Source organism: Emticicia sp. BO119 (assembly GCF_013912375.1).
Taxonomy (GTDB): Bacteria; Bacteroidota; Bacteroidia; order Cytophagales; family Spirosomataceae; genus Emticicia.
In genome coordinates this window covers 1-1,975 of record NZ_JACETV010000023.1, presented here as the reverse complement: position 1 = coordinate 1,975, position 1,975 = coordinate 1, and the positions used below count along the sequence as shown (strand labels likewise).

The following is a 1,975-nucleotide window of genomic DNA, read 5'->3' as shown; positions in this document are numbered from 1 at the left end:
CTCAACTATGATTGTGGGAAGTAATAACTTTAATAGTTCTCCGTAACTCTCTTGCATCTGTTCAATTAGTAAAATGCAAAGGTCTAAATTATTTTATCACCCCACAACTTTTAGGTTTGATCCTAAATTTCTTCTAAGAGGTCTTAACTGACGAGATTCCACCTAAAAAAGAAAAAGCCTAACAAATCGATATGTTCGGGCTTTTTCTCTATAACTAAATGAAATACTATTAAATAACGCGAAGTATATGTTGATATTGTAGATCAGAAAAATTATCTGATAATTTTTCACAAAAACCATTTTATTGAATAAATTTAAAAATCGACTCTGCTAAGAGTAATTAATAAGGCTTAAAAATCAGTATTTCATGCGGCAGGCAATTATCTACGAAGTAACAATTCATTATATCGGTTCATTGAATGATGTGCGGAAGAGGGAACCCTTTACGGTTTACTTCTCCAACTTAAAAAGAGCGATTGAATGCGTACAGGCGAATCTCGCCATTAATGGCTGGGAGCAGAAGAAAGTAAATTATACAGCTGTCTATCGAACTTTGAAGATAAAGAACAAATTTGTCTGCGATTTTGATGCCATGAAGACCAAATTCTTTCAGGTAATTATCTGCCCAAAAACTATTAATCCTAAATTAACTACTTTGGGGATTGATGAATATCCAACTACTTGATTTTCGTGTATAACGATTTTTCAAATCGTTTAAGAGATTATAACGGATAATAGTATTCCGGAAGAATAGAATAAAATAAAAAGTTAGTGTCTACACATTAATTTATAGGCTAAAAAAATCTTAGAAGAGCTTCTGTAAACTTATGAGAAAGAACTAATATAATTAACCATTATTACCCTATGAGACAAGTAATTTTAAATCAGTTAACAACAGCTCTATCTACGAGACATACTTATTTTATTAGAGAGCAGGACATCCAATTATATCTCGCCAACTATTTCTTACAAACAGGGTTGTATGACAATGTATTTATTGAATATCACGTTCCAAGGGCCTTGGTGCCACCATATCTATGGACAGACGCAAACAATATCTATATTGACATCGTCCTTGAAAAAGAAAACCAATTTTATCCCATTGAAATAAAATACAAAACAATGGCTCAACCTTTGCCTCACTTTGTATTTGGACAAAATGTAAATATCCTTTTAGGACAGCATGGAGCTCAAAACATTGGCTGTTACGATTTCTGGAAGGATGTTAAAAGAATTGAGTTTTTTGAAGCGACTTTCCCTCTTTGCCAAAGAGGAATTATTTTGTTTGTTAGTAACGATATGAGTTACCGGAATGCCCCAATAAATCTGAACATTGGCTATGCGCCATTCTCTATTCATCAAGGTAGACTAGTTACAGCCGGAACCCAACTCAATTGGAATGGTGTATTGGCTGTGGCTAATGGACGACCAGGATTCGTAGTTAACTATGATTACAATATTAACTGGACGCAGTTGCCATATCATCAGCAACATTACTATATTTTGATATAGGCATGAGTAATTTTAGGATTGATCCTAATTTTAGCTTAGTCGGATAATATTTTCTCAAATTTCAGTCACAAAAAAAGCTCCAAATATTGCTATTTGGAGCTTTTGTAATAAAATCCTGGCATCTACTTACTCTCCCGAGGATGAACTCAGTACCATCAGCGGTGCGGGGCTTAACTGCTCTGTTCGAGATGGGAAGAGGTGAACACCCGCCCAATGGACGCCATGAAGGCTGTCGTTGGACTGTCCTTTCGGACTTATCAACTAATATTTTTATATCTTAAGTTATGTTATGACTTAAATGGAGAGAGAACAAAAGAGATGTAAAAAAATAGGAGCCCTTGATTCATTAGTACTACTCGGCTGGGTGTTACCACTTTTAGACCTGTAGCCTATCAACGTCATCGTCTATGACGAATCTCAATGGAAGACTCATCTTGAGGAGGGTTTCACACTTAGATGCTTT

The 1,975-nt window shown here is 35.1% G+C and carries 2 protein-coding genes and 2 rRNA genes; 2 read left to right on the top strand and 2 right to left on the bottom strand.

Annotation, left to right across the window (positions count from 1 at the left end; translation table 11 throughout):
- The first annotated feature begins 367 nt into the window (after window positions 1-367).
- Window positions 368-685, top strand: coding sequence for a hypothetical protein (locus H1R81_RS27235; protein WP_181843916.1), 318 nt, complete (start codon window positions 368-370; stop codon window positions 683-685).
- A gap of 179 nt (window positions 686-864) precedes the next feature.
- Window positions 865-1,512 carry a hypothetical protein gene (locus H1R81_RS27230; protein WP_181843915.1) on the top strand — a complete coding sequence of 216 codons (648 nt, stop codon included), beginning with the start codon at window positions 865-867 and terminating at the stop codon, window positions 1,510-1,512.
- A 113-nt stretch (window positions 1,513-1,625) separates the two neighbouring features.
- Here H1R81_RS27230 and rrf read toward each other — a convergent pair.
- Together rrf and H1R81_RS27220 are read right to left on the bottom strand one after the other, a co-directional pair.
- Window positions 1,626-1,737 (bottom strand): 5S ribosomal RNA (gene rrf, locus H1R81_RS27225).
- 100 nt (window positions 1,738-1,837) lie between these two features.
- Window positions 1,838-1,975 (bottom strand): 23S ribosomal RNA (locus H1R81_RS27220); the annotation flags it as partial.